This window comes from Streptococcus sp. CF4-3, from assembly GCF_024295385.1.
GTDB classification, from domain to species: Bacteria; Bacillota; Bacilli; order Lactobacillales; family Streptococcaceae; genus Streptococcus; species Streptococcus infantis_I.
On the sequence record NZ_JANCPN010000009.1, the window covers coordinates 31,826 to 53,326 of the forward strand.

A 21,501-nucleotide genomic window follows, 5' to 3' on the forward strand; every position below is an offset into this window, starting at 1 on the left:
CTAAAAATCAATCCCTTTCCCAAATTCTTCAACCTCATCTGGCACATCACTAAACAAAGTCACATGTCCCATTTTGCGGTTGTGCTTCGCTTCTATTTTACCATATAGGTGGAGGTGGGCGCTTGGATTTTCTGTCACATATGTTTCAGCTGCTTCGACGTGTTGGCCGAGGACGTTGAGCATGACTGCTGGAGCATGGAGGTGGATTGTTGGAAGTGGCGCTCCGAGAACGCCCAAGATATGTGTGTCAAATTGTGAAAAATCACAGGCTTCGATTGAGTAGTGTCCAGAGTTATGTGGGCGTGGCGCGATTTCGTTGACAATAATGTCATCAGCTGTCGCAAACATTTCCACACAAAGAGTTCCAGACAAGTTCAGCTGTTCAGCGATTCGCACTGCCATGGCTTTGGCTTTTTCAGCCAGACTTTCTGAAATGCGAGCTGGCACGATGGTCTTAGACAGGATATTGTTACGGTGGATATTTTCCTGAACCGGGAAAACTGTCACGTCCTTGCCATTTCCTGACACAATGACAGAAATTTCAAGGTCGAAATTGACGAATTCTTCTAAAACGCAATCTGCTGAATCTGCTAGCGCATAAGCTTCTTCTAAATCTTCCGCTGAACGAATGACCTTTTGTCCATGGCCATCGTAGCCACCAGTCGCAGTCTTGAGGACATAGTTTTTAGAAAGGTCGATATCTGCCAAATCCTGGTTTGAAGTCACAACCTTGTAGGGTGCCACGGTGACTTGAGCCTTATTTAAGAGAAAGTCCTTTTCAAAGATGCGATTTTGGGAAATGCGGAGCAAATCTGTCCCTTGAGGGAGTTGACCATCCTTGATGACAGCATCCAAACCATCGGCATCGACATTCTCAAACTCATAGGTCAGGACATCGCAACGCTCCGCCAACTGACGGAGGGCGTCCACATCATTATAAGGCGCCACGATGATTTCCGCCACACGAGAGGCTGGGCAATCCGCCGCAGGATCCAGCGCGATAACCTTGTGTCCCATGTAGATAGCAGAAATGGCCATCATCTGACCCAGCTGACCACCACCGATAATTCCGATTGTTTTAGATGAGCTCATTCGTCGACTCCTCTGCGATTTTTCCTTGTTCTTCTGCGAAATCTGCCAATGCTGTTGCAATAGCCTGATCCTCTACTGAAAGGAGACGGAGGGCAAAGAGGGCCGCATTGGTCGCACCTGCTTCACCAATAGCCATTGTCGCAACAGGCACACCACCCGGCATCTGAACAATCGAGTAAAGAGAATCCACGCCACTAAGCGCTCGTGATTTGACTGGTACACCGATGACAGGGAGGGTTGTTTTGGCAGCTACCATACCTGGCAAATGGGCTGCGCCACCCGCACCTGCGATGATAACCTTGATGCCACGGCTACGGGCTTCCTCCGCATGTCTAAACATGAGGTCTGGTGTACGGTGAGCGGAAACAACTTTCTTTTCGTAGACTACACCGAAGCGGTCTAGGACTTCAGCGGTTTTTTGCATGGTTGCCCAGTCGGATTTTGAGCCCATGATGATGGAAATTACTGGTTTCATTTTTAATCCTTTTTCTTCCTTTTTTGACAATCACCTTAGGTTGTGAGGGACGGCAGCAGCCACCAAAGGTGTCTCATGCCTAAATCGGAAGCCCAAGGTCTTCCGATTTCCCTGAACGATTGGCTTATAATCCAATCGTTCTTTCACAACGGCGGTGATTGCTCTATATCAGCTCGCTAATGCTCGCAAATTAAACGACCATTATCGGGTTTGGCGACTGCGTCGCTTTTTCTTATATCTTTATCTAATTGCCTTGCTTCCGATATCTGTTCGGTAAAAGAGGCCTTCTGTATTTTGTTTGTTGAGTTGGTTGTAGATAATGTTTTGGCCGTCTTTGACAGTATCTGCTGTGGTGACTAACATATAGACACGTCCACCGTTTGAGAGGAGGTCTTCCCCATTTTCAGCAAATTTAGCTCCGGCATAGTAAGTGATGATGTCGCCTTCTGTCTTGGTAGGAAGCTTGACACCTTTCTCATAAGCGAGTGGGTATCCGTTTGAGGCTACAACAACGCCTAGTGTCACACCCTTGTCCATCCAAGTGATGGCTGGCTCTTTGCCTTCCAAAATGTCAGTAATGTTATTCGCGAAGTCAGATGTCAAACGAGGTAAGATAATTTGCGTTTCTGGATCTCCGAAACGAGCGTTAAACTCGATGACTTTGGGCCCATCAGCTGTCAAGATAAGACCTGCGTAAAGGACACCAAGATAGGGGCGCCCTTCTTTAATCATCCCTTCGAGGACTGGCTTGACAATGGTGTCAACCGCTGTAGCAACCACGCTCTCTGGCAAGTGTGGAACTGGCGCATAGGCACCCATACCACCCGTGTTAGGCCCCTTGTCGCCATCATAGGCACGTTTGTGGTCCTGAGCTGTTGGCATGATGTAGAACTTGTCACCATTTACAAAGGCAAAAAGTGAAAATTCCTCTCCTGCAAGAAACTCCTCGATAACCACACGCGCACCTGAGTCCCCGAATTTATTGTCCAAAAGCATCTCGTGAGCGGCTTCTACTGCTTGCTCGACTGTCTCAGCAACGACGACACCTTTCCCAAGGGCCAAACCGTCTGCCTTGACTACGATTGGAGCGCCTTTTTCTTCGATATAGGCCTTGGCTTCCTCGAAATCTGAGAAGGTCCCATAGGCTGCTGTCGGAACATCGTATTTGACCATGATTTCCTTAGCAAAATCCTTGGACCACTCCAACTCCGCTGCCAATCTTGTCGGACCAAAGGCTTTGAGGCCAGCTGCATTGAACTCATCCACAATCCCAGCCGCAAGGGCGTCATCTGGACCAATGAAGGACCAAGCAATATCGTTGGCTTTTGCAAACTCAATCAATTTAGAATGTTCGGAAATAGAGATATTTACCAATTCCAGATCATCCAGAGTCATCCCGTCGTTCCCAGGAGCTACAAAGACTTTTTCAACATCTTTTGACTCAAGCAACTTCTTAGCAATGGCATGTTCACGACCACCCGAGCCGACAACTAACAGCTTCATCTTTCAACCTCTTTTGCGAATTATTTACTAATATTATACCATAAACGTTCGTTTTAATCTTGTTTCGTTTCGCTTTTAAAGCAAAAAAAAGGAAAGAAACTGTTTTCTTCCCTTTTATTTTCTTAATGTCTAAAATGTCTCACGCCTGTGAAGACCATGGTTAAGCCGTATTTATCAGCAGCTTCGATGGATTCTTGGTCACGGACGGATCCACCAGGCTGGATGATAGCCTTAATACCTGCTTTAGCGATTTCTTCCACGTTATCCGCAAATGGGAAGAAGGCATCTGAAGCAAGAACAGCGCCGTCAAGGCGGTCTTTGGCTTGATTGATGGCAATACGAACAGAGGCCACACGGTTGGTTTGACCTGGGCCAACACCCAGTGTCATGTGGTCATTAGTCACGATGATTCCATTTGATTTGACATACTTGATAGCTTTCCAAGCAAACTCAAGGGCAGTCGCTTCTGTCTCAGTTGGTTGGCGTTTGGTTACCACTTGCCAGTCAGCTGGGCTTTCTTTGACCACGTCTTGATTTTGAACGAGGAGTCCACCGACAACACCTGTATATTCTGCTTCCACTTCACTAGCATCTTGTGCGTCAAATGGCAAGGCAAGAATGCGCAAATTTTTCTTTTTGTTGGTCAAAATGGCTAGCGCTTCATCCGTATAGCTTGGTGCAATGATGATTTCGAGGAAAACACCGTGCATCTTCTCAGCTGTCGCAGCATCTACCTCACGGTTGAGAACGACAATTCCACCAAAGATAGAAACTGGGTCAGACTCATAAGCGTAGTCCCAAGCATTCTCGATGTCATCAGCTTGACCAATCCCACATGGGTTCATGTGTTTCAAAGCCACAACCGTTGGGCGTTCTTTGAAATCGCGAATGATACGGATGGCAGCATCAGCGTCACGGATATTGTTGAAGGACAATTCCTTACCGTTGAGCTGTTTCGCTGAAGCAATTGAGTAGTCCGTTGGCAAGGCTTTTTGGTAGAAGTCTGCGTCTTGTTGAGGGTTTTCACCATAACGCATAGCTTGTTTAAGGTCATAAGTCAAGGTGAGTTTTTCAGGTTTACTTTCACCCACTTGAGCTGTGAAGTATTCTGCAATCAAGGCATCGTATGAAGCTGTGTGACGGAAAACCTTAGCTGCCAAGCGTTGGCGAGTTTCGTAACTTGTTTCGCCGTTGGCTGCCAATTCGTCAAGCACAACAGCGTAGTCAGCTGGGTCTACCACAACTGTTACGCTAGCGTGGTTTTTTGCTGCTGAACGAAGCATTGATGGACCACCGATATCGATGTTTTCAACGGCATCCGCATAAGTCACGTCTGGTTTAAGAATGGTTTCCTTGAATGGGTAAAGATTGACCACAACAAGGTCAATCAATTCGATTTTGTTATCCTTGGCTGCTTCTAAGTGACTATCCAGGTCACGACGAGCGAGGAGACCGCCATGGATATTGGGGTGGAGGGTCTTGACACGACCGTCCATCATTTCCGGGAAACCAGTCACATCATCGATAGCAATGGTATCAACCCCAGCATTGTCTAGGACAACTTTGGTACCACCTGTTGAGATGATGTCCCAACCAAGTTTTTTAAGTTCTTGGGCAAATTCAACAATGCCCGCTTTATCTGAGACTGAAATAAGTGCTCGTTTAGTCATGTTCTTTCTTTTCCTTTTTAAAAAAGTTCTTTCTTTGCTACAGTCGAAAATTTTCTTTCAGCTCAAGGGCTTCCTTATTTTCGTGCAGCCCCCAAACTATCCAAGACTTCTGGATAGAGCTTGTACTCTGTTTCGTGGATGCGAGTCTCGAAAGTATCAAGGGTATCCCCTTCATGCCTTGGCACACGGACCTGTTTGATGACCTTGCCGGTATCAACACCAGAGTCCACCCAGTGAATAGTCACGCCAGACTGGTCCACACCTGCACTCCAAGCATCCTCAATACCATGAGCGCCTGGAAATTCAGGGAGATAAGCTGGGTGAATATTGATGATACGGCCCTCATAAGCTGCTAACAAGGTTGGACCGACGATTTTCATGTAACCTGCGAGACAAACCAAGTCAATCTCATGCTCATCTAAGAGCTCGACGATGGTCCTTTCGTAATCTGCCTTGCTCTCAAATTCCTTGAGCTCAAAAGCATATGAAGGAATTCCAAGCTTTTCTGCACGTTCAAGGACGTAGGCATCACGGTGATCTGAAAAGACAAATTCTACTGGAAATTGTTCTGCAATCACCTGAAAGTTTGAGCCGTTGCCAGAGGCAAAAACAGCAATCTTTTTAGCCATTATTTAATCACCACACTTGCATCTGTCTTCTTGACAATCCGACCGATTTCATAAACAGGTTCGTCAAGAAGTTCTTTGACACGTTCAACATTTTCTGGTTTAACCGCAAGCATAAGCCCCACACCCATGTTGAAGATTTCAAACATTTCTTCGTGTTTGATTTGGCCATATTTTTCAAGGGCTTTGAAAATTGGAAGGACCGGGACTTTGCTTTCCTCAATTTCAGCCGCCAAGTCATCCGCGAACATACGTGGTACATTTTCGATGAAACCACCACCTGTGATGTGGGCAATCCCGTTGACCAACTCTTCCTTAATGAGTGGTAAAACAGCCTTGACATAGATACGAGTTGGCTCCAAAAGAACGTCTTTGAGTTTCTTGCCTTCCAATTCTGGGAGGACTTCCTCACCTGTATAATCGGCAAAGACACGACGTACAAGCGAGTAACCATTTGAGTGAATACCGCTTGAGGCAAGTCCGAGAAGGACGTCTCCCTCTACTACTTTTGAACCATCGATGATTTGAGATTTTTCTGCAACACCGACTGCGAAACCAGCCAAGTCATAGTCGTCTTCGCCATACATACCAGGCATTTCAGCCGTTTCCCCACCGATAAGGGCTGCACCGGCTTGTACACACCCTTCGGCTACACCAGCAACGACTTGTTCCAATTTAGCTGGTTCATTTTTCCCAGTCGCCACATAGTCTAGGAAGTAGAGGGGCTCCGCGCCTGCAGCGATGATATCGTTGACACACATAGCCACACAGTCTTGACCGATAGTATCGTGTTTGTCGTACTTGATAGCAAGCATGAGCTTGGTTCCAACACCGTCAGTTCCTGAAATCAAAACTGGCTCTTTAACACCTGTTTTTGAAAGGTCGAACATACCACCAAAACCGCCAAGAGCTCCCATAACACCCGCACGCTCCGTACGTGCCACATGTTTTTTAATCCGTTCAACAACTTCATAACCCGCTTCAACGTCCACACCTGATTGAGCGTATGCATTTTTATTTGTCATTTTTTAATCCTTTTCTTTTTTTGAGAAAGACTGCGACGTATTTTTAGATAAACAATTATTTTATCTAAAAATACTAGTCAGGTCTCTAGCTTTGGTCCCATAGGAGAAAGCGTCTACTGACAAATGCTTTAGCTTTTAGTCAGTAGTGAGACGTGGCGCATAAGCATTCTTATTTGTCATTTTATTCATTCCTTTTCTTTAATCGAGAGTCTTTAGCCGTCTATTTGTAAAAACTGATCTTGTCATCCAAACTTCTACGATAGTCTTCTTCATAGTCGTAGAGAGGCGTTGGGTAGTCACCGTCAAAGTAAGCGACACAGAGACCGCCATTTGGCGCATCTGTTTCGATGCCGATAGAATCAATCAAGCCATCAATAGAAAGATAAGTCAGACTATCCGCACCAATGATTTGGCGAGTTTCTTCAACCGTATGATTGGCCGCAATCAGCTCCTGACGTGTCTGGATATCAATCCCGTAGAAACATGGATAGGCAAGAGCAGGACTACCAATGGCAACGTGTACTTCTGATGCCCCCGCTTCTTTCAAAAGTTGGACAATGCGACGAGATGTCGTGCCTCGCACGATAGAGTCATCAATCATGACAACGCGTTTGCCTTTAACGACACCAGAAACAGCAGATAACTTCATCCGAACCCCTTGCTCGCGTAATTCTTGAGTCGGCTGGATAAAGGTCCGTTGCGTATATTGGTTCTTGATGAGCCCCATTTCATTTGGCAGACCTGATTCTTCGGCAAATCCCATAGCTGCGCTAAGAGAGGAGTTTGGCACCCCGACTACGATATCAGCTTCATACTTGAACTCACGTGCCAGTTGTGCTCCCATTCTCTTACGAGCTGTATGAACATTGACTCCATGGATGTTAGAGTCGGGACGGGCGAAGTAGATATACTCCATGGAACAGATAGCCAACTGAGTGTCGTTTGTGTAGCTATCATACTGGATACCACTATCATCAATAATAACAATTTCGCCTGGTTTTACGTCGCGAATCCACTCAGCACCGATTACTTCAAAGGCACAGGTTTCAGATGAAACCACTACTGCTCCATTAGCCATTTTCCCGATTGACAGAGGACGGAAGCCATTTGGGTCAAGCGCTGCAATTAACTTATCTTCAAACATCAAGAGATAAGCAAAACCACCTTTAACAAGACTGAGTGCTTCCTTGATTTTACCCATCAGGTTTGGATTGTGGCTACGGCGAATAAGGTGAGCCAAGATTTCAGAGTCAGAGGTTGAGCTGAAAATCGCTCCTCTTTGTTCCAATTCTTGCTTGAGCGATTCTGCATTGGTCAGATTCCCATTATGAGCCAAACCAAACTGCATATCGTGAAAGCGGAAGAGGAAAGGTTGGATATTGTCTACAGAAGCTTCTCCCGCAGTCGCATAACGCACGTGCCCAATCGCTCCAGTTCCTGTCAATTTATCCAAATTCGCAGGATTTTTGAAGACTTCTGATAAAAGCCCCATATCACGATGACGCTTCAATTTCCCTTGGTCATTGGAGAGGATTCCTGCCCCCTCCTGACCACGGTGCTGAAGACTATGGAGTCCAAAATAGGTTAATTTGGCAGCGTCTGGGTGGCCCCAGATACCAAAAACACCACATTCTTCATTAAGAGATTTTACTTCGTATGTCATTTTATATACCTAATTTTTATTTGTGTATCATTCCTTAACGATACTAGAGCGGAATGATACGGCAGAAGCTCGTTTCACTCACAACAATAAATCATTTGCAATTGTCGTAAGTTAGATCTACTTGATTTTACATTCACGGATGGTTATCTATTAGAAAATCTGCAAAGCCTATTTTTCAGTAAAGTATTTAACCGCTGACGCAAAGAGGTGTTGGTCTTTATTTCCTGGAATATTTTGGAAAAGACCGTCTTCGAAACGTTCTGAGTGTCCCATCTTACCAATGATTTGACCGTTCTTGCTTGTGATACCTTCAATAGCATTCACAGAACCGTTAGGATTGTATTTAGAATCCATGCTTGGTTTGCCTTCGAAGTCAACATATTGGCTAAAGATTTGACCATTATCACGGAGCTCTGCAAATTCCTCAGCTGTCACGACAAATTTACCTTCACCGTGTGATACTGGGATGGCATGGATGTCACCAACTTTCACGCCAGCAAGCCATGGTGAGTTCGTATTGGCAATACGTGTTTCAACCATCTTAGCCACGTGTTGGTTGGCATCATTGTAAAAGAGAGTTGGACTCGTACTGCTTGCATCTTCAAAGTTACCGTATGGAAGAAGACCTGATTTGACAAGAGCTTGGAACCCGTTACAGATACCGATAATCAAACCACCACCTTCGATGAAGCTATCGATGGCTGCACGTACTTTTTCGTTAAGCAAGATATTAACGATGAATTTAGCTGATCCATCTGGTTCATCCGCTGCTGAGAAGCCACCGGCAAAGAAGATAATGTTAGCTTTTTCGATATTTTCAACCATAGTGTCAACAGATTTGACAATTGCTTCTTCATTCAGTGTTACAAATGGTACCAAGTTGACTTTTGCGCCTTCTTTTTCAAATGCCTTAGCGGAGTCATATTCGGAGTTGGTACCTGGGAACACTGGGATGTAAACCACTGGTTTTTCAATAGTTTCTTTAGCTTTGATAACAGCATCTGACGCCACCGCAGGTACTTCTTCCAACTCAGTTGCTTGTGCAAATTCCGTTGGGTAGACTTCTTCCAATTTACCTTGGAAGGCACTGTCAAGTTTGTGTCCATCAAGCGTTACATCGTTGACAGTAAGTGTAAAGTCAGCTGCTGTTTGTCCAATCTTGGCAACACCTGAAATCTCTTCCGGAGATGTGAAGACGAATCCACCCAATTGAGCTGTCAAGGCAGTCTCAAGATTTTCAAGGGTTACAGTGGCACCAATATGGTTACCAAATGTTGCAAGGGCAAGGGCTTCAAGGACACCACCATATTTGACAGCTGATGCTGCTGTTACTTTGTGATCAGCTTGGATGGCTTCAAATTGAGCAAAGTTAGACTTGATCAGATCAAAGTCAATTTCTTGTGCCAAAGCTTGACCTGGGATGTAATAGATATTTTCACCAGCAGCTTTAAATTCTGGAGAAAGAACCTTACGGCTATCTGCAGTTGTGACACCAAAAGCAACTAAGGTTGGTGGTACTGTCAATTCTTCAAAGGTACCAGACATAGAGTCCTTCCCACCGATAGATGGCAACCCAAGTTGAATCTGAGCTTCAATGGATCCAAGAAGAGCTGCTACTGGCTGACCAAAACGCTCTGCTTGTTTATCCATACGCTCGAAGTATTCTTGATAAGAGAAGCGAGCCTTAGACCAGTTTGCACCAGCAGCAACCAAACGAGCAGTTGCTTCGATAACCGCATAAGCAGCACCGTGGTACGGAGACCATTCTGCGATGTATGGGTTAAAGCCTTGTGCCATGACTGATGCCGTATGAGTCACACCATGTTGGACTGGCAATTTCTGTACTGAAGCCTCCGTTGGTGTGATTTGGTAGCGACCTCCTAGTGGGTGATTGACTGTTGAACGTCCAACTGAACTATCAAAGATGGTTTGTAGCCCTTTTTGACTAGCATGGTTGAGGTCAGACAAGACTGCAAGCGTATCTGCTTCAAGGGTTTCGGCAGATGTTTGGCGTTCTTCTGGAAGCTTGACATCCTTGTCAACTACCTTAGCATCTACAACGACACGTACACCGTTTGTATCAAGGAAACGACGTTCCAAATCAACGATGGTTTCACCATTCCAGTGCATGACAAGATTTGGTTTTTCGGTCACTGTCGCAACGACAACCGCGTCAATATTTTCTTTGTTACATGCTGCAATGAAGGCATCTACATCTTCTGGACGAACCACTACAGCCATCCGTTCTTGAGATTCAGAGATGGCAATTTCTGTACCGTTCAAGCCTTGATATTTTAATGGCACTTTGTCTAGATCAATTTCAAGACCATCTGCCAATTCACCGATAGCCACACAGACACCACCAGCACCAAAGTCATTTGATTTCTTGATCAGACGTGTCACTTCCCCATTACGGAAAAGACGTTGGATCTTACGTTCTTCGATGGCATTCCCTTTTTGAACCTCAGCACCAGCTGTTTCAACAGATTCAACTGTTTGAACTTTAGAAGAACCTGTCGCACCACCGACACCGTCACGTCCAGTCTTACCACCGAGCAAGATAATCACATCACCTGCTTCAGGTTTTTCACGAACAACATTTTCCTTAGGAGCTGCACCGACAACTGCACCTAGCTCCATACGTTTAGCAACGAAACCTGGGTGGAAGTATTCACGAACATAGGTCGTCGCAAGACCAATTTGGTTCCCATATGAAGAATAACCGTGAGCCGCTGTTTTAGAAATCACTTGTTGTGGTAATTTCCCAGCGCGAGTTTCTGAAATTGGAGCTGTAATATCGCCAGCACCTGAAATACGCATGGCTTGGTAAACGTAGGAGCGACCTGACAATGGGTCACGAATGGCACCACCGATACAAGTTGCCGCTCCACCAAATGGTTCGATCTCCGTTGGGTGGTTGTGAGTTTCGTTTTTGAACATGAGAAGCCATGGTTCTTTCACACCATTGACATCCACTTCAATTTCAACGGAGCAGGCATTGATTTCATCAGACACTTCCATGTCGTCCAAACGACCATTGGCACGCTCATAACGACCAAAAATAGTCGCCATATCCATCAAGGTTTGAGGTTTTTCTGTACGTCCCAACTCATCACGCATGGCAATATACTTGTCATAAGTCGCTTGCAATTGTTTTTGGAATTTAGAAGCTGAGAAGTCGATGTTTTTCAACTCAGTCTCGAAAGTTGTGTGACGACAGTGGTCAGACCAGTAAGTATCCAACACCTTCAACTCAGTCTCAGTTGGCACACGACCAATAGACTTGAAGTAATCTTGAATGAAGAGAAGGTCATCCACTTCCATGGCCAATCCTTGCTCAGCCTTATACTGTGCAAAATCTTCTGCTGTATATGTTTCAAAGAAATCCAAATTTGGAATGGTCTTGTCAGACTCAGAGAAATCCTGTTTCGCAATACCAAGAGTGATGTCTTTGAAACGAGAATCCACTGGGTTCAAGAGATAGTTTTTAACAGCTTCCAATTCATTCGCATCAATATCCTTATTGACCAAGTAAAGTTGTGCTGTGTTCACTGTTACATCATTTGAACTACCCAACAAAAGCAAAGCTTCTTGTGAAGACGCCGCACGTTGATCAAATTGACCAGGCAAACTTTCGATAGCAAAGAAAGCATACTTCTCAAGATCAGCCTTAACCTCAGCTTCATCCAAAACAGTATCGGTCACCTGCTCAGAAAAAATATGTTTTTCCGCACGCGCAAACAAGTCCTCTGCCAAATTAAAGACATCGTAAACCTGAACAATCCGAAGATCCTTCAAGGTTTTCAACTGAAGATTATGCTGTAATTCTTTTACTAAAGAGTCAGATTTGACACGAAAATCAGCTTTTTTCTCAACGAAAATACGTTTATCCATTTTAGTTCCTTTATCTATTTCTACTTAAAGATTGTAGTGACGACCAAGTAAAACTTTACTTCAATCCTTGCAATTTTTCTAACACGACCTTATAAACATCCGTTAGACTGCCCAAATCTCTACGGAAAACATCCTTGTCCATATGGTGCCCTTCAGCATCCCAAAGGCGGCAGTTATCTGGAGAGAATTCATCTGCCAAGATAATCTTGCCATCCTTATCAAAACCGAATTCCAATTTAAAGTCAATCAAACGAAGACCAATTTGTGCAAACCAATCTTTCAGCAATCCATTGATGCGACGTGTTTCTTCCTTGATATAAGCGATTTGTTCATCATTGGCAATATCCAAGAACTTCACATGCTCATCATTGATGAATGGATCATCCAACTCATCGTTCTTGTAGTAAAATTCAACGATTGGAGTTTTCAAGTCCAAACCTTCTTCCACGCCAAAACGTTTTGAGAAAGAACCCGCAGTCACGTTACGAAGCACAACCTCCAAAGGAATGATGGTCACTTTCTTGTTGAGTTGTTCTGTGTCAGAGATACGTTCGATAAAGTGAGTAGCCACACCTGCAGCATTCAATTTTTCAAAAATAAGAGACGAAATCTGATTATTGAGCACACCTTTGCCTTCGATGGTCTCTTTACGAGCACCATTAAGCATGGTAGCTTGGTCCTTATAAACGGACCTAATCACATGTTCGTCTTCTGTAGTATAGATATCTTTAGCTTTTCCCGTATAAATAAGTTTGCTGGACATTTTATTATTCGCCTTTCGTATTACTTTGCCTCATTCTAACACAAAAATAAGCATAAATCAAATGTTTTACGAACGTAAACGTATTCTTCACTCTAAAACATTTAGAAAAAAATCAAATCAGACTATTTAGATAACCCGACCACAATCATTCAAACTTCACACAATCAAAAAAGCAACATGACCAGCATGTTGCTTTTTCTTATATTCTATTTTTGATGATTGCTAATACGTCTGCAACACTTTGGAGGTTGTCAATTTCTTCATCACTGATCTCGATTCCAAATTCATCCTCAACTGTTAGAATAAATTCCATCAAATCTACTGAATCAGCATCTAAATCATCCTTTAAACTCAAGTTTTCAGTAACTACAAAGTCCTCTCCTTGACGCTCTTGAATGATGGTTACGATACGGTCAAAAATTTGTTGTTCTGTCATATTGTTCTCCTTATTCCTCTGAAAATTCACGCGCAGTTTGAGCAACTACATCTGTCTCAAGCATGGTACGAATCTGGCGTATTGTGCTATAGACAGCCTTGGCATCACTTGAACCATGAGTCTTAACTACTGGTGCTTTAACACCAAACAGAACCGCGCCTCCAACATCTGAATAGTTGAGCTGTTTTTTCAAACCTCTGAGGTTATCCTTAAGAAGGAAAGCTCCTAGCTTAGCTCTAAGACCGCCACCTACAATAGCATTTTTAAGCAAGCCCATGATACCCATAGCAGTCCCTTCAATAGCTTTGAGCACAGCGTTTCCCGTGAAACCATCTGTTACGACTACATCGGCAACACCATCCATTAAATCACGCGCTTCCACGTTCCCGACGAAATTCAAACTCTCGTCAGCCACTAATAGGTCATAGGCTTCCTTGCGAAGTGGATCTCCCTTGCTGCTCTCTGTCCCGTTATTAAGCAAACCTACACGAGGTTTTTCAATACCACGAACATTTCTAGCATAGAAGGAACCCAAGATAGCGTATTGATGCAGGTGATGAGCTGTATTTTCTGCATTAGCACCAAGGTCAAGCATATCAAAACCTTTTCCATCAATAGTTGGCAAGGTTGACATAAGACCTGGTCGATCGATATTTTTGATACGACCAACGATGAAGAATCCTGCTGCTAACAAGGCACCTGTATTTCCTGCAGAAAGAACTGCGTCTGCCTCTCCATCTTTGACAGCCTTAGCTGCCAATACCATGCTGGAATTTTTCTTCTTGCGGATGGCTTTTGTAGGCTCATCATCTGAGTCGATTTTTTCATCCGTATGGATAATGCTGACGCGCTCTGTAGCTGTTAGATATTGCTTGATTTTGCTTTCATCTCCATAAAGTTGGACTTCAATATCTGAAAAGTCAGCAAGGGCTTGATTAACTCCCTCTACAATAGCTTGTGGTGCGTAATCGCCACCCATTGCATCAACTGCGATTTTTTTCATTTGTCTTCCTCTTTCAGTAGTTGTCCCCAGTCGGCTAGGGAATCAATAAATTTCTTTGATTTTAGATGAATGCCGACATATTCCTCGTAGATTTGGTCCATAAACTTGCGCAAGTCTTGCTTGATTTCGGCCTTAAGTGAGATAGTCTCCAAGGTCTCAAAATCAATGGCTTGAAATTGATTGAGCAGATAAGGAATATTGGGATTTAGATGACATCGTTTCTCATCTTCATGGTAATGATCGGGACAAAGACAAGCCCCGTATTTGAATGAAAAGTCAAAGGCTTGCCCCACACGATGACAAAAGGTACACTCATTAAAGTTGAGACTGATTCCAAAACGTGTCAATATTTGAATTTCAAAAATATTGGTCAAAACTTGATAATCCAGACCCTCTTCCATCAGCTCTAAAGTCTTTTGCAAAAAAGCAAATAAGGGAGCGTCTTCTTGGTTATCCTGCAAACTCGCATCTGCCAAGGCTGCAACGTAAGTCGCATAAGCCATAACAAAGAGGTCACTATTGATTTTCGGAAAAGTCTTCACCTCATGATAATCTTCTATATAACTAAGTCCATCGTCATTGACTTTTAGGAGAAAATGGGCTAAGACTAAAGGTTGAATGACAGGAGCTAGTTTGGATTGGCCGGCGTGTTTGACAAAAAACATGCGCTTCCCTGCCTGTTCTGTAAAGATTTTAACAAGCTTATCATCCTCTCGAAAATTTCGATTGTAAAGTACTAAACCCTGACTCGTAATCGATTGAATCATGCTTCTCTCATGTACTCCTCAAGTCGTTTCATAGCTTCTCTGATGGTTCCCATGCTAGCTGCATAAGATAGGCGAACATAGCCCTCTCCATACTGACCAAAGGCAGCACCAGGAATAAAAGCAACAGCCTTCTTCTGGGCAAAATCCTTCAGAAAAGTAAAGGAATCTTGATTATAGCCTGCCGGAATCTTAGCAAAGATATAAAAAGCCCCATCTGGTTTGATAATCTCAAAGCCGAGGTCAGTCATCTTGTCGATAATGTAGTCCCGACGCTGGATATATTCCTTCTTCATGGGTTCTGCATCATCTTTACCAGCTGTCAATGCTTCCACCGCAGCATGTTGTGCCATGGTGTTTGCAGCAGTTACCAAATACTGATGACTCTTGATGAGTTGAGCTGTGAAGTTTGCTGGTGCAAAGATAAAACCTAAACGCCAACCTGTCATGGCATGGGATTTAGAAAGACCGTTAATGATAATTGCCTGATCTCTCAACATAGTTCCCAAAGATACATGATTTTCCCCTGTATAGGTCAATTCTGAGTAGACTTCATCACAGACTACGAAAATCTCATACTTGCGTAAAACAGCTGCCAAGGCTTCTAATTGCTCGCGACTATAAGTAATTCCTGTAGGGTTGGCTGGATAGTTGAGAATAACTGCCTTGAGCTTGTCACCTTGCTCTAAAATCGCTTTTTCTAGCATTTCTGGAGTTAAGACAAAACCATTCTCAGTCGTATCAATCTCGACAATCTCTGCACCAACTAGATTAACTATTGGCTCATAGCCAGGATAGGCAGGAGCTGGCAAGAGAACCTTGTCTCCTTCCTCCAAAATAGCTGTCAGAGTGGCTGATAGAGCCTCTGTCGCACCAATTGTGACCAAGATTTCATTCTCTGGATTGTAGTCCAGCTGATATTTCTCTTTTACAAAATCACTCGCCGCCTGACGCAATGTCAACAAACCACTCATACCTGTATAGTAGGATTGATCTTGATCAATGGCTCGCTTTGCAGCTTCCTTGACATGATCTGGCGTTGTAAAATCTGGTTCTCCCAAGGTCAATCGCAGGACACCAGGAATCTCTGAAATAGCCTGGTCAAATTGACGAATCAAGGAAACTTGTATCTTATCTAATTGTTTATTAAAGCGTTTGGTTAAGTCCATATATATCCTCCTTGATCAAAGAACATATATCTATTATACTACAAAAGCTCTCTGACCGCAAAATTCCGTTAATTTACAACCTTATTCCTACTTTCTATTTTACTTTTCTGACAGATAAGATTATAATAAGTAGTATTTATTTTCGGAGGTTTTTATGTCATTTCTATCAAAAAATTGGGCAGGACTGCTAGTCTGTCTAATCATTTCTATCATCTCTTGGGTTTTAGGAGGCTTTCTGCCTGTTGTGGGAGCACCTGTTTTCGCCATTTTTATCGGAATGATTCTCCATCCCTTTCTCACTTCTTATAAACAACTGGATGCCGGCTTGACTTATAGCTCCAAAAAACTGCTTCAATATGCTGTTATCTTGCTTGGGTTTGGACTCAATATCTCACAAGTTTTCGCAGTTGGAAAATCTTCCCTCCCTGTTATCCTTTCGACTATTTCTATCGCTTTGATTATAGCTTTCTTTTTCCAACGATTTTTTAACCTTGATACAAAGCTAGCTACCTTGATTGGAGTTGGATCTTCTATCTGTGGCGGTTCTGCCATTGCAGCGACTGCTCCTGTTATTCACGCCAAGGAAAAAGAAGTAGCCCAAGCCATTTCTGTTATCTTTTTCTTCAATGTCTTGGCAGCTCTTATCTTTCCAACTCTAGGTTCTTGGCTCCATCTTTCCAACGAAGGTTTTGCTCTCTTTGCGGGTACTGCGGTCAACGATACGTCCTCTGTAACAGCCACAGCTAGCGCCTGGGATAGCCTCTACCAAAGCAATACTCTCGAATCTGCTACTATTGTCAAACTGACTCGTACCTTAGCTATTATCCCTATTACTCTCTTTCTCTCATACTGGCAAAGTCGCCAACAAGGTGATAACCAAGGAGTAAAACTCAAAAAAATCTTCCCCGTTTTCATTCTCTACTTTATCCTAGCTTCTCTGCTAACTACCGTCCTTACTTCTTTTGGTGTTAGCAATAGCTTCTTTGCACCTCTCAAACAACTCTCTAAATTCCTTATTATCATGGCCATGAGTGCTATCGGTCTCAAAACCAACCTCGTTGCTATGATCAAATCCAGTGGAAAATCCATTCTTCTTGGAGCCCTTTGCTGGATTGCTATCATCCTGACTAGTCTTGGCATGCAAATACTCATCGGTATTTTCTAATAAAAAAGGTAGCCTTTAGGCTACCTTTTTATTGTTCAAGAATTAAACGTGTATGTTCTCTCTTAATACAACGGTTCATCACGATGTCATCGCATCCCCCAGCACGCAAGATTTCTGCTGCTTCCAAACTTTCAAGTTCTAATTGTGCCCAGAAAATCTTGGCATCCGCCTTGAGAAAGTCTCGTGCTACATCAGGTAAAAATTCACTGCGACGATAGACATTGACGATATCTACAGGGAAAGGAATTTCAGCTAGACTGGCATAAGCCTTTTCTCCCAAAATCTCGCCACCTGCAGCTTTAGGGTTAACTGGAATAATTTTATAGCCACGAGCCTGCATTTCTTTAGTCACTCGATTGCTAGTTGTTTCCTCACGATCGGATAAGCCTACTACAGCTAGAGTTTTACTGCTTGCTAGATACCGACGGATCACTCCATCACTTGGATTGATAAATTCTTGAGTCATAGAAACCCTCCTTTTTCATCAGTATAGCATATTTTGAAAGGGTTTGTAGAAATTTGCTATGAAAATAAAAAATCCTCTTAAAATTAAACTATTCATTTAATTTTAAGAGGATCATAAAGATTTTATTTAAAGATTATTCTCTTGTTGGTTTATACTGAAGGCTTTCTCCGTGTTGTTTGACAAAGTCACTCAACTCTGAATCAGGAATTTGTCGAAGGTAGAGATTGGCACGAATCGTATCATCTTCTTCACGACAAGTAGAAAGCACAAGATATTTATCCTTAGCTGATACCTTGACATTTGGTTTCTTAACCTCTGCAGTATCATAAATAGTAGTTAGCTGTTTCTCAAAATCTGCATCATCATCAAAAGAAGTACGGTAAAAAGCTGTTTCTTCTGGAACAATAATCATGGCAACAGCTTCATAATAGTACTTTCTCTCTGGAGTTTCAATGACAACATAAGGGTGTGCATCAAAATATTCTTGGCGACTGAAATAGTTCACATCTTTAAACATACGGTGATCAGGAACTTTACTACCACGAGCGTGACCAAATAACCAAGTTAATCGATCGCTAAAATCCTTCTTGTTATCAGCGTCCATAAAGACTGTCCCCATTAAAGGCTCGTTAACTCCATCAAAGCGCTTATCTAAATAAGTCGCATTATCCGTTGTTTGAACGACTGGTTCATCTAACTGTGTACCCGGAATATATACATACCCCACAGTTTCAGAGTTTGTTGCAAGTAAACCTTTAAATTTATTAGAGAGATATTCCTTTTCTTCCTCGCTAGCAGTATAAGCTTGCTTTGACGCTTCCTGGGTAACGGTAGTTTCAGTCGTCTTATTCTCACTTGATGCTGAGAAGCTGTTATTATATATAAACAAGCCTCCCAAAGCAACGATAGCTACTGCTGCGATAGAAGCAATTATTTTAGTAATTGGTGTTTTCTTTGTTCTAGAGTGTCCACTCATTTTTCTACCTCGTTATTTACTAAAAAAATCACTGAAACAAAGTTTCAGTGATAGTATACTTCACCAAATAAATAAATTATTTAACAGCGTGTGTTTTTGGAAGGGCTTTTTGACCTGCTTTTGCAGAAGCTCCTGCTTTTTTAGCTGCTGCATCTGCTTTTTTAGCTTGGTCTACAGCACCTGGTTTACCACCTTCTGGTTGAGTTGCTGCTTGGTCAGCTGCTGCTTGATCAGGAGATACTTGCTCAGGTGCTACACCATGGTTAAGAGCTTTATCTTCTTGATCACGCATGTCTTTTGTTTTGTTGTCTTGAACGCCAGTTACATCGTTCCAGTATTTACCTTCAGCATAAGCAGTGTCACGGTATGCATCTTGAAGGCGAGCTACATATTTGTTGCGTACAACATTACGTGCTTCAGTACGAGCTGCTTCAAGTTTAGCAACGTAATCACCGTAAAGGTGACCTGATCCGTATGCTTCAAGAGCTTGTTTTGCTGCTACAACTGCTGCATCGTTTTCAGCTTCAGCGTTAATTTCAGCTTCGTGTGCTGCTACTTGTGTGTTTGCTTCGTCAGCGATATCACGTTCTGAAACGTAGTGTTTTTGAATCAATGCATTTGAGCTATATGAATTGTCAGATGCAAATGCTGGAGCTGCTGCAGAAAATACTGCAAGAGCTGCTACTGATGATAATAAAACTTTCTTCATTGTTTTATCTCCTCTTTAATTTTAAAATTTAATTATAAGGATAATCCTTACTAACTCAAATTATATCACATATATTAGAGTTGTCAAGCTTTTTTAAAAATAAATTTATATTTTCTGGTAAAAACAAGTAAAATTCATTCGAATTACAAAAATCAAATAAAATTCTTGAAATAATTGATATAAAAATGTTTGAAATCCGAACAATGCAGAGTTTTGCGAGTGTTAGGTTCTGTATTTCTAAGAGTATATTTTATTTTTTCAGCTGTAATTTTAAATAGTCTTCTCGATACTAAACAATGGAGAAAGAGGACGTTTTTCGTGGATACGGATGATTGCATCGCCTAAAAGATGAGCGATAGAAATTTGTTCAATCTTATCAATCAAACGTTCTTCTGGAAGATAGATAGTATCCAAAACAACCAATTTTTTAATGGCTGATTTCTGGATATTCTCCATTGCTGGACCAGAAAGAACTGGGTGCGTACAACTTGCGTAAACTTCAACAGCTCCTGCTTCTGCTAGAGCATCAGCCGCATGACAAATGGTTCCAGCTGTATCAATCATATCGTCAATCAAGATACAAGTCTTACCTTCTACCTTACCAATGATATTCATAACTTCACTAGTATTCATCTTGTCTACACTACGACGCTTGTCGATAATGGCAATTGGAGTTTTCAAAAATTCTGCTAATTTACGAGCACGAGTCACCCCACCGTGGTCCGGGCTGACAACGACATAGTCAGAACCAACCATGCCACGACGCTCAAAGTAATCCGCAATCAATGGAGCACCCATCAAGTGATCCACCGGAATATCAAAGAACCCTTGAATCTGTGCTGCGTGCAAGTCGATTGTCAACAAACGATCAACTCCAGCTACTTCAAGCATATTTGCAACGAGTTTTGAAGTGATTGGCTCACGCGCTCTTGCCTTTCTATCCTGACGTGCATAACCATAGTAAGGCATAACAACGTTGACAGATTCTGCACTGGCGCGCTTCAAAGCGTCTACCATAATCAAAATCTCAAGTAGATTATCATTTACTGGTGAGCTAGTTGATTGTAGAATAAAGACGTGTTTTCCACGGATCGATTCTTCGATATTAACTTGAATTTCTCCATCTGAAAATTGACGAACAGTCGATTTTCCCAATTCTATCCCAATCTCTTGTGCCACACGTTCTGCCAATTCTTTATTTGAAGAAAGGGCAAATAGCTTTAAATCAGAAAAAGACATGATTTCCTCCAGTATTTATGTATCACTTGTGTTTTTCACAACATTTTTCCATCTACCATTGTAGCGCTTTTTTCTCGATTTTTCAATAAAAAATAAGACAAGAGTAGACTTTTATACTATTGTCTTATGCTATTTTATATTAGTGATATTGAGGATGAAATGTGTCAATCTTATCATCCTACTTCATGCTACTCCAGAAGCTTTTAATTAAAAAGTTAGTATATCTCCCTCATACTACCTGTATCCACATCGTAAACAGCTCCTGAAATAATAACATCATCTGGAATTAAGGGGCATTCTCGCAGCAATTTCATATCCTCTCGAACACTCTCATCGATGTCTTGAAACGGTAAAAAGTCCTGCCCAGATACATCAACTCCCAATTCACATTTTAGGTGCTCTTGAAAATCCTCGTTATTGAAGGTTTGAGCCCCGCAGTCTGTATGATGAAGAACCACAATTTCTCTTGTCCCCATTTGTTGTTGGGAAATTACAAGTGAGCGAATCATATCCTCAGTCACTCGACCACCCGCATTCCGTAAGATATGGGCATCTCCCAGAGCTAACCCCAGAGCTGGCGCAACGTGTAGACGCGAATCCATACAAGTTACGATTGCAACCTTGGTCTTGGGTTTAATGGATAAATGCAAATCTCCATGTAGTTCTACATAAGCTTGATTGGCTTTTAAAAAATTTTCAAAATAGGACATGACAACTCACTTTCTAGTCTGCCAGATAATTTGAACACCAAATTATTTATCTCCTATCTTACCATCTTTTCTTTGTCTTGTCAGCTGTTAACTTTCATATAAAAAAACTGGGACAGAGACATCCAGCAACTAGCTTGGGTTTCTGTCCTAGTT

20 protein-coding genes are annotated in these 21,501 nt (G+C 42.6%); 1 reads left to right on the forward strand and 19 read right to left on the reverse strand.

The window, feature by feature from the left end; translation table 11 throughout:
• The 14 genes from purK to NML75_RS08120 form a co-directional block, all read right to left on the reverse strand.
• Window positions 1-1,092, reverse strand: a complete 1,092-nt coding sequence (purK, locus tag NML75_RS08055; RefSeq protein WP_070676971.1) for a 5-(carboxyamino)imidazole ribonucleotide synthase — start codon at window positions 1,090-1,092, stop codon at window positions 1-3.
• The gene (gene purE, locus NML75_RS08060; RefSeq protein WP_000805610.1) at window positions 1,079-1,567 is read right to left on the reverse strand and encodes a 5-(carboxyamino)imidazole ribonucleotide mutase; all 489 of its coding nucleotides are present in this window, start codon (window positions 1,565-1,567) and stop codon (window positions 1,079-1,081) included. The genes purK and purE overlap by 14 nt, the downstream gene beginning before the upstream one ends.
• Before the next feature lie 30 nt (window positions 1,568-1,597).
• Complete coding sequence (locus NML75_RS08845) at window positions 1,598-1,714, reverse strand: phosphoribosylaminoimidazole carboxylase (protein WP_080980075.1); 117 nt, start codon at window positions 1,712-1,714, stop codon at window positions 1,598-1,600.
• A gap of 93 nt (window positions 1,715-1,807) precedes the next feature.
• Window positions 1,808-3,070, reverse strand: coding sequence for a phosphoribosylamine--glycine ligase (gene purD / locus NML75_RS08070; RefSeq protein ID WP_070676970.1), 1,263 nt, complete (start codon window positions 3,068-3,070; stop codon window positions 1,808-1,810).
• A gap of 122 nt (window positions 3,071-3,192) precedes the next feature.
• Window positions 3,193-4,740 (reverse strand): bifunctional phosphoribosylaminoimidazolecarboxamide formyltransferase/IMP cyclohydrolase, encoded by a 1,548-nt coding sequence (gene purH / locus NML75_RS08075; protein ID WP_070676969.1) that lies wholly within the window; start codon window positions 4,738-4,740, stop codon window positions 3,193-3,195.
• 74 nt (window positions 4,741-4,814) lie between these two features.
• Window positions 4,815-5,369, reverse strand: coding sequence for a phosphoribosylglycinamide formyltransferase (gene purN / locus NML75_RS08080; RefSeq protein ID WP_070676968.1), 555 nt, complete (start codon window positions 5,367-5,369; stop codon window positions 4,815-4,817).
• Window positions 5,369-6,391, reverse strand: a complete 1,023-nt coding sequence (purM, locus tag NML75_RS08085) for a phosphoribosylformylglycinamidine cyclo-ligase (RefSeq protein WP_070676967.1) — start codon at window positions 6,389-6,391, stop codon at window positions 5,369-5,371. Before purM ends, purN begins: the two co-directional genes overlap by 1 nt.
• A gap of 220 nt (window positions 6,392-6,611) precedes the next feature.
• Window positions 6,612-8,054 (reverse strand): amidophosphoribosyltransferase, encoded by a 1,443-nt coding sequence (purF, locus tag NML75_RS08090; RefSeq protein ID WP_070676966.1) that lies wholly within the window; start codon window positions 8,052-8,054, stop codon window positions 6,612-6,614.
• A gap of 168 nt (window positions 8,055-8,222) precedes the next feature.
• The gene (locus NML75_RS08095; protein ID WP_070676965.1) at window positions 8,223-11,948 is read right to left on the reverse strand and encodes a phosphoribosylformylglycinamidine synthase; all 3,726 of its coding nucleotides are present in this window, start codon (window positions 11,946-11,948) and stop codon (window positions 8,223-8,225) included.
• A 55-nt stretch (window positions 11,949-12,003) separates the two neighbouring features.
• Window positions 12,004-12,711 (reverse strand): phosphoribosylaminoimidazolesuccinocarboxamide synthase, encoded by a 708-nt coding sequence (purC, locus tag NML75_RS08100; RefSeq protein ID WP_004250372.1) that lies wholly within the window; start codon window positions 12,709-12,711, stop codon window positions 12,004-12,006.
• 199 nt (window positions 12,712-12,910) lie between these two features.
• Window positions 12,911-13,147, reverse strand: coding sequence for an acyl carrier protein (locus NML75_RS08105; RefSeq protein ID WP_070676964.1), 237 nt, complete (start codon window positions 13,145-13,147; stop codon window positions 12,911-12,913).
• 10 nt (window positions 13,148-13,157) lie between these two features.
• A complete protein-coding gene (gene plsX, locus NML75_RS08110) occupies window positions 13,158-14,150 on the reverse strand; it encodes a phosphate acyltransferase PlsX (protein WP_225749910.1) in 993 nt (330 codons plus the stop codon).
• Window positions 14,147-14,917: a DNA repair protein RecO gene (recO, locus tag NML75_RS08115; protein ID WP_225749909.1), complete on the reverse strand. Its 771-nt coding sequence runs from the start codon at window positions 14,915-14,917 to the stop codon at window positions 14,147-14,149. The genes plsX and recO overlap by 4 nt, the downstream gene beginning before the upstream one ends.
• A complete protein-coding gene (locus NML75_RS08120) occupies window positions 14,914-16,083 on the reverse strand; it encodes a pyridoxal phosphate-dependent aminotransferase (RefSeq protein WP_254804366.1) in 1,170 nt (389 codons plus the stop codon). The genes recO and NML75_RS08120 overlap by 4 nt, the downstream gene beginning before the upstream one ends.
• A 154-nt stretch (window positions 16,084-16,237) precedes the next feature.
• Here NML75_RS08120 and NML75_RS08125 point away from each other — a divergent pair, with 154 nt between their 5' ends.
• Window positions 16,238-17,248 (forward strand): YeiH family protein, encoded by a 1,011-nt coding sequence (locus tag NML75_RS08125; RefSeq protein ID WP_004250363.1) that lies wholly within the window; start codon window positions 16,238-16,240, stop codon window positions 17,246-17,248.
• A 28-nt stretch (window positions 17,249-17,276) separates the two neighbouring features.
• Here NML75_RS08125 and NML75_RS08130 read toward each other — a convergent pair whose 3' ends face one another.
• The 5 genes from NML75_RS08130 to NML75_RS08150 form a co-directional block, all read right to left on the reverse strand.
• Window positions 17,277-17,714: a CoA-binding protein gene (locus tag NML75_RS08130; RefSeq protein ID WP_004250362.1), complete on the reverse strand. Its 438-nt coding sequence runs from the start codon at window positions 17,712-17,714 to the stop codon at window positions 17,277-17,279.
• A 133-nt stretch (window positions 17,715-17,847) separates the two neighbouring features.
• The gene (gene srtB / locus NML75_RS08135; protein ID WP_004250360.1) at window positions 17,848-18,690 is read right to left on the reverse strand and encodes a class B sortase, LPKTxAVK-specific; all 843 of its coding nucleotides are present in this window, start codon (window positions 18,688-18,690) and stop codon (window positions 17,848-17,850) included.
• 76 nt (window positions 18,691-18,766) lie between these two features.
• On the reverse strand, window positions 18,767-19,399 hold the full coding sequence (gene abpA / locus NML75_RS08140) for an amylase-binding adhesin AbpA (RefSeq protein ID WP_254804367.1): 633 nt from the start codon (window positions 19,397-19,399) through the stop codon (window positions 18,767-18,769).
• A gap of 270 nt (window positions 19,400-19,669) precedes the next feature.
• On the reverse strand, window positions 19,670-20,638 hold the full coding sequence (locus NML75_RS08145; RefSeq protein ID WP_004250356.1) for a ribose-phosphate diphosphokinase: 969 nt from the start codon (window positions 20,636-20,638) through the stop codon (window positions 19,670-19,672).
• Between the two features lie 215 nt (window positions 20,639-20,853).
• Window positions 20,854-21,348: a beta-class carbonic anhydrase gene (locus tag NML75_RS08150; protein WP_004250355.1), complete on the reverse strand. Its 495-nt coding sequence runs from the start codon at window positions 21,346-21,348 to the stop codon at window positions 20,854-20,856.
• Window positions 21,349-21,501: the final 153 nt, after the last annotated feature.

Excerpts from the sequence above, each read along its gene's own strand:
- purM (WP_070676967.1), bottom strand. The coding sequence starts at position 6,391 with ATGACAAATAAAAATGCATACGCTCAATCAGGTGTGGACGTTGAAGCG.
- abpA (WP_254804367.1), bottom strand. The coding sequence starts at position 19,399 with ATGAAGAAAGTTTTATTATCATCAGTAGCAGCTCTTGCAGTATTTTCT.
- purE (WP_000805610.1), bottom strand. The coding sequence starts at position 1,567 with ATGAAACCAGTAATTTCCATCATCATGGGCTCAAAATCCGACTGGGCA.
- NML75_RS08125 (WP_004250363.1), top strand. The coding sequence starts at position 16,238 with ATGTCATTTCTATCAAAAAATTGGGCAGGACTGCTAGTCTGTCTAATC.
- purH (WP_070676969.1), bottom strand. The coding sequence starts at position 4,740 with ATGACTAAACGAGCACTTATTTCAGTCTCAGATAAAGCGGGCATTGTT.
- purN (WP_070676968.1), bottom strand. The coding sequence starts at position 5,369 with ATGGCTAAAAAGATTGCTGTTTTTGCCTCTGGCAACGGCTCAAACTTT.
- NML75_RS08120 (WP_254804366.1), bottom strand. The coding sequence starts at position 16,083 with ATGGACTTAACCAAACGCTTTAATAAACAATTAGATAAGATACAAGTT.
- NML75_RS08130 (WP_004250362.1), bottom strand. The coding sequence starts at position 17,714 with ATGACTCAAGAATTTATCAATCCAAGTGATGGAGTGATCCGTCGGTAT.
- recO (WP_225749909.1), bottom strand. The coding sequence starts at position 14,917 with ATGATTCAATCGATTACGAGTCAGGGTTTAGTACTTTACAATCGAAAT.
- NML75_RS08095 (WP_070676965.1), bottom strand. The coding sequence starts at position 11,948 with ATGGATAAACGTATTTTCGTTGAGAAAAAAGCTGATTTTCGTGTCAAA.
- purK (WP_070676971.1), bottom strand. The coding sequence starts at position 1,092 with ATGAGCTCATCTAAAACAATCGGAATTATCGGTGGTGGTCAGCTGGGT.
- NML75_RS08105 (WP_070676964.1), bottom strand. The coding sequence starts at position 13,147 with ATGACAGAACAACAAATTTTTGACCGTATCGTAACCATCATTCAAGAG.
- purF (WP_070676966.1), bottom strand. The coding sequence starts at position 8,054 with ATGACATACGAAGTAAAATCTCTTAATGAAGAATGTGGTGTTTTTGGT.
- purC (WP_004250372.1), bottom strand. The coding sequence starts at position 12,711 with ATGTCCAGCAAACTTATTTATACGGGAAAAGCTAAAGATATCTATACT.
- NML75_RS08150 (WP_004250355.1), bottom strand. The coding sequence starts at position 21,348 with ATGTCCTATTTTGAAAATTTTTTAAAAGCCAATCAAGCTTATGTAGAA.
- srtB (WP_004250360.1), bottom strand. The coding sequence starts at position 18,690 with ATGAGTGGACACTCTAGAACAAAGAAAACACCAATTACTAAAATAATT.
- purD (WP_070676970.1), bottom strand. The coding sequence starts at position 3,070 with ATGAAGCTGTTAGTTGTCGGCTCGGGTGGTCGTGAACATGCCATTGCT.
- NML75_RS08145 (WP_004250356.1), bottom strand. The coding sequence starts at position 20,638 with ATGTCTTTTTCTGATTTAAAGCTATTTGCCCTTTCTTCAAATAAAGAA.
- plsX (WP_225749910.1), bottom strand. The coding sequence starts at position 14,150 with ATGAAAAAAATCGCAGTTGATGCAATGGGTGGCGATTACGCACCACAA.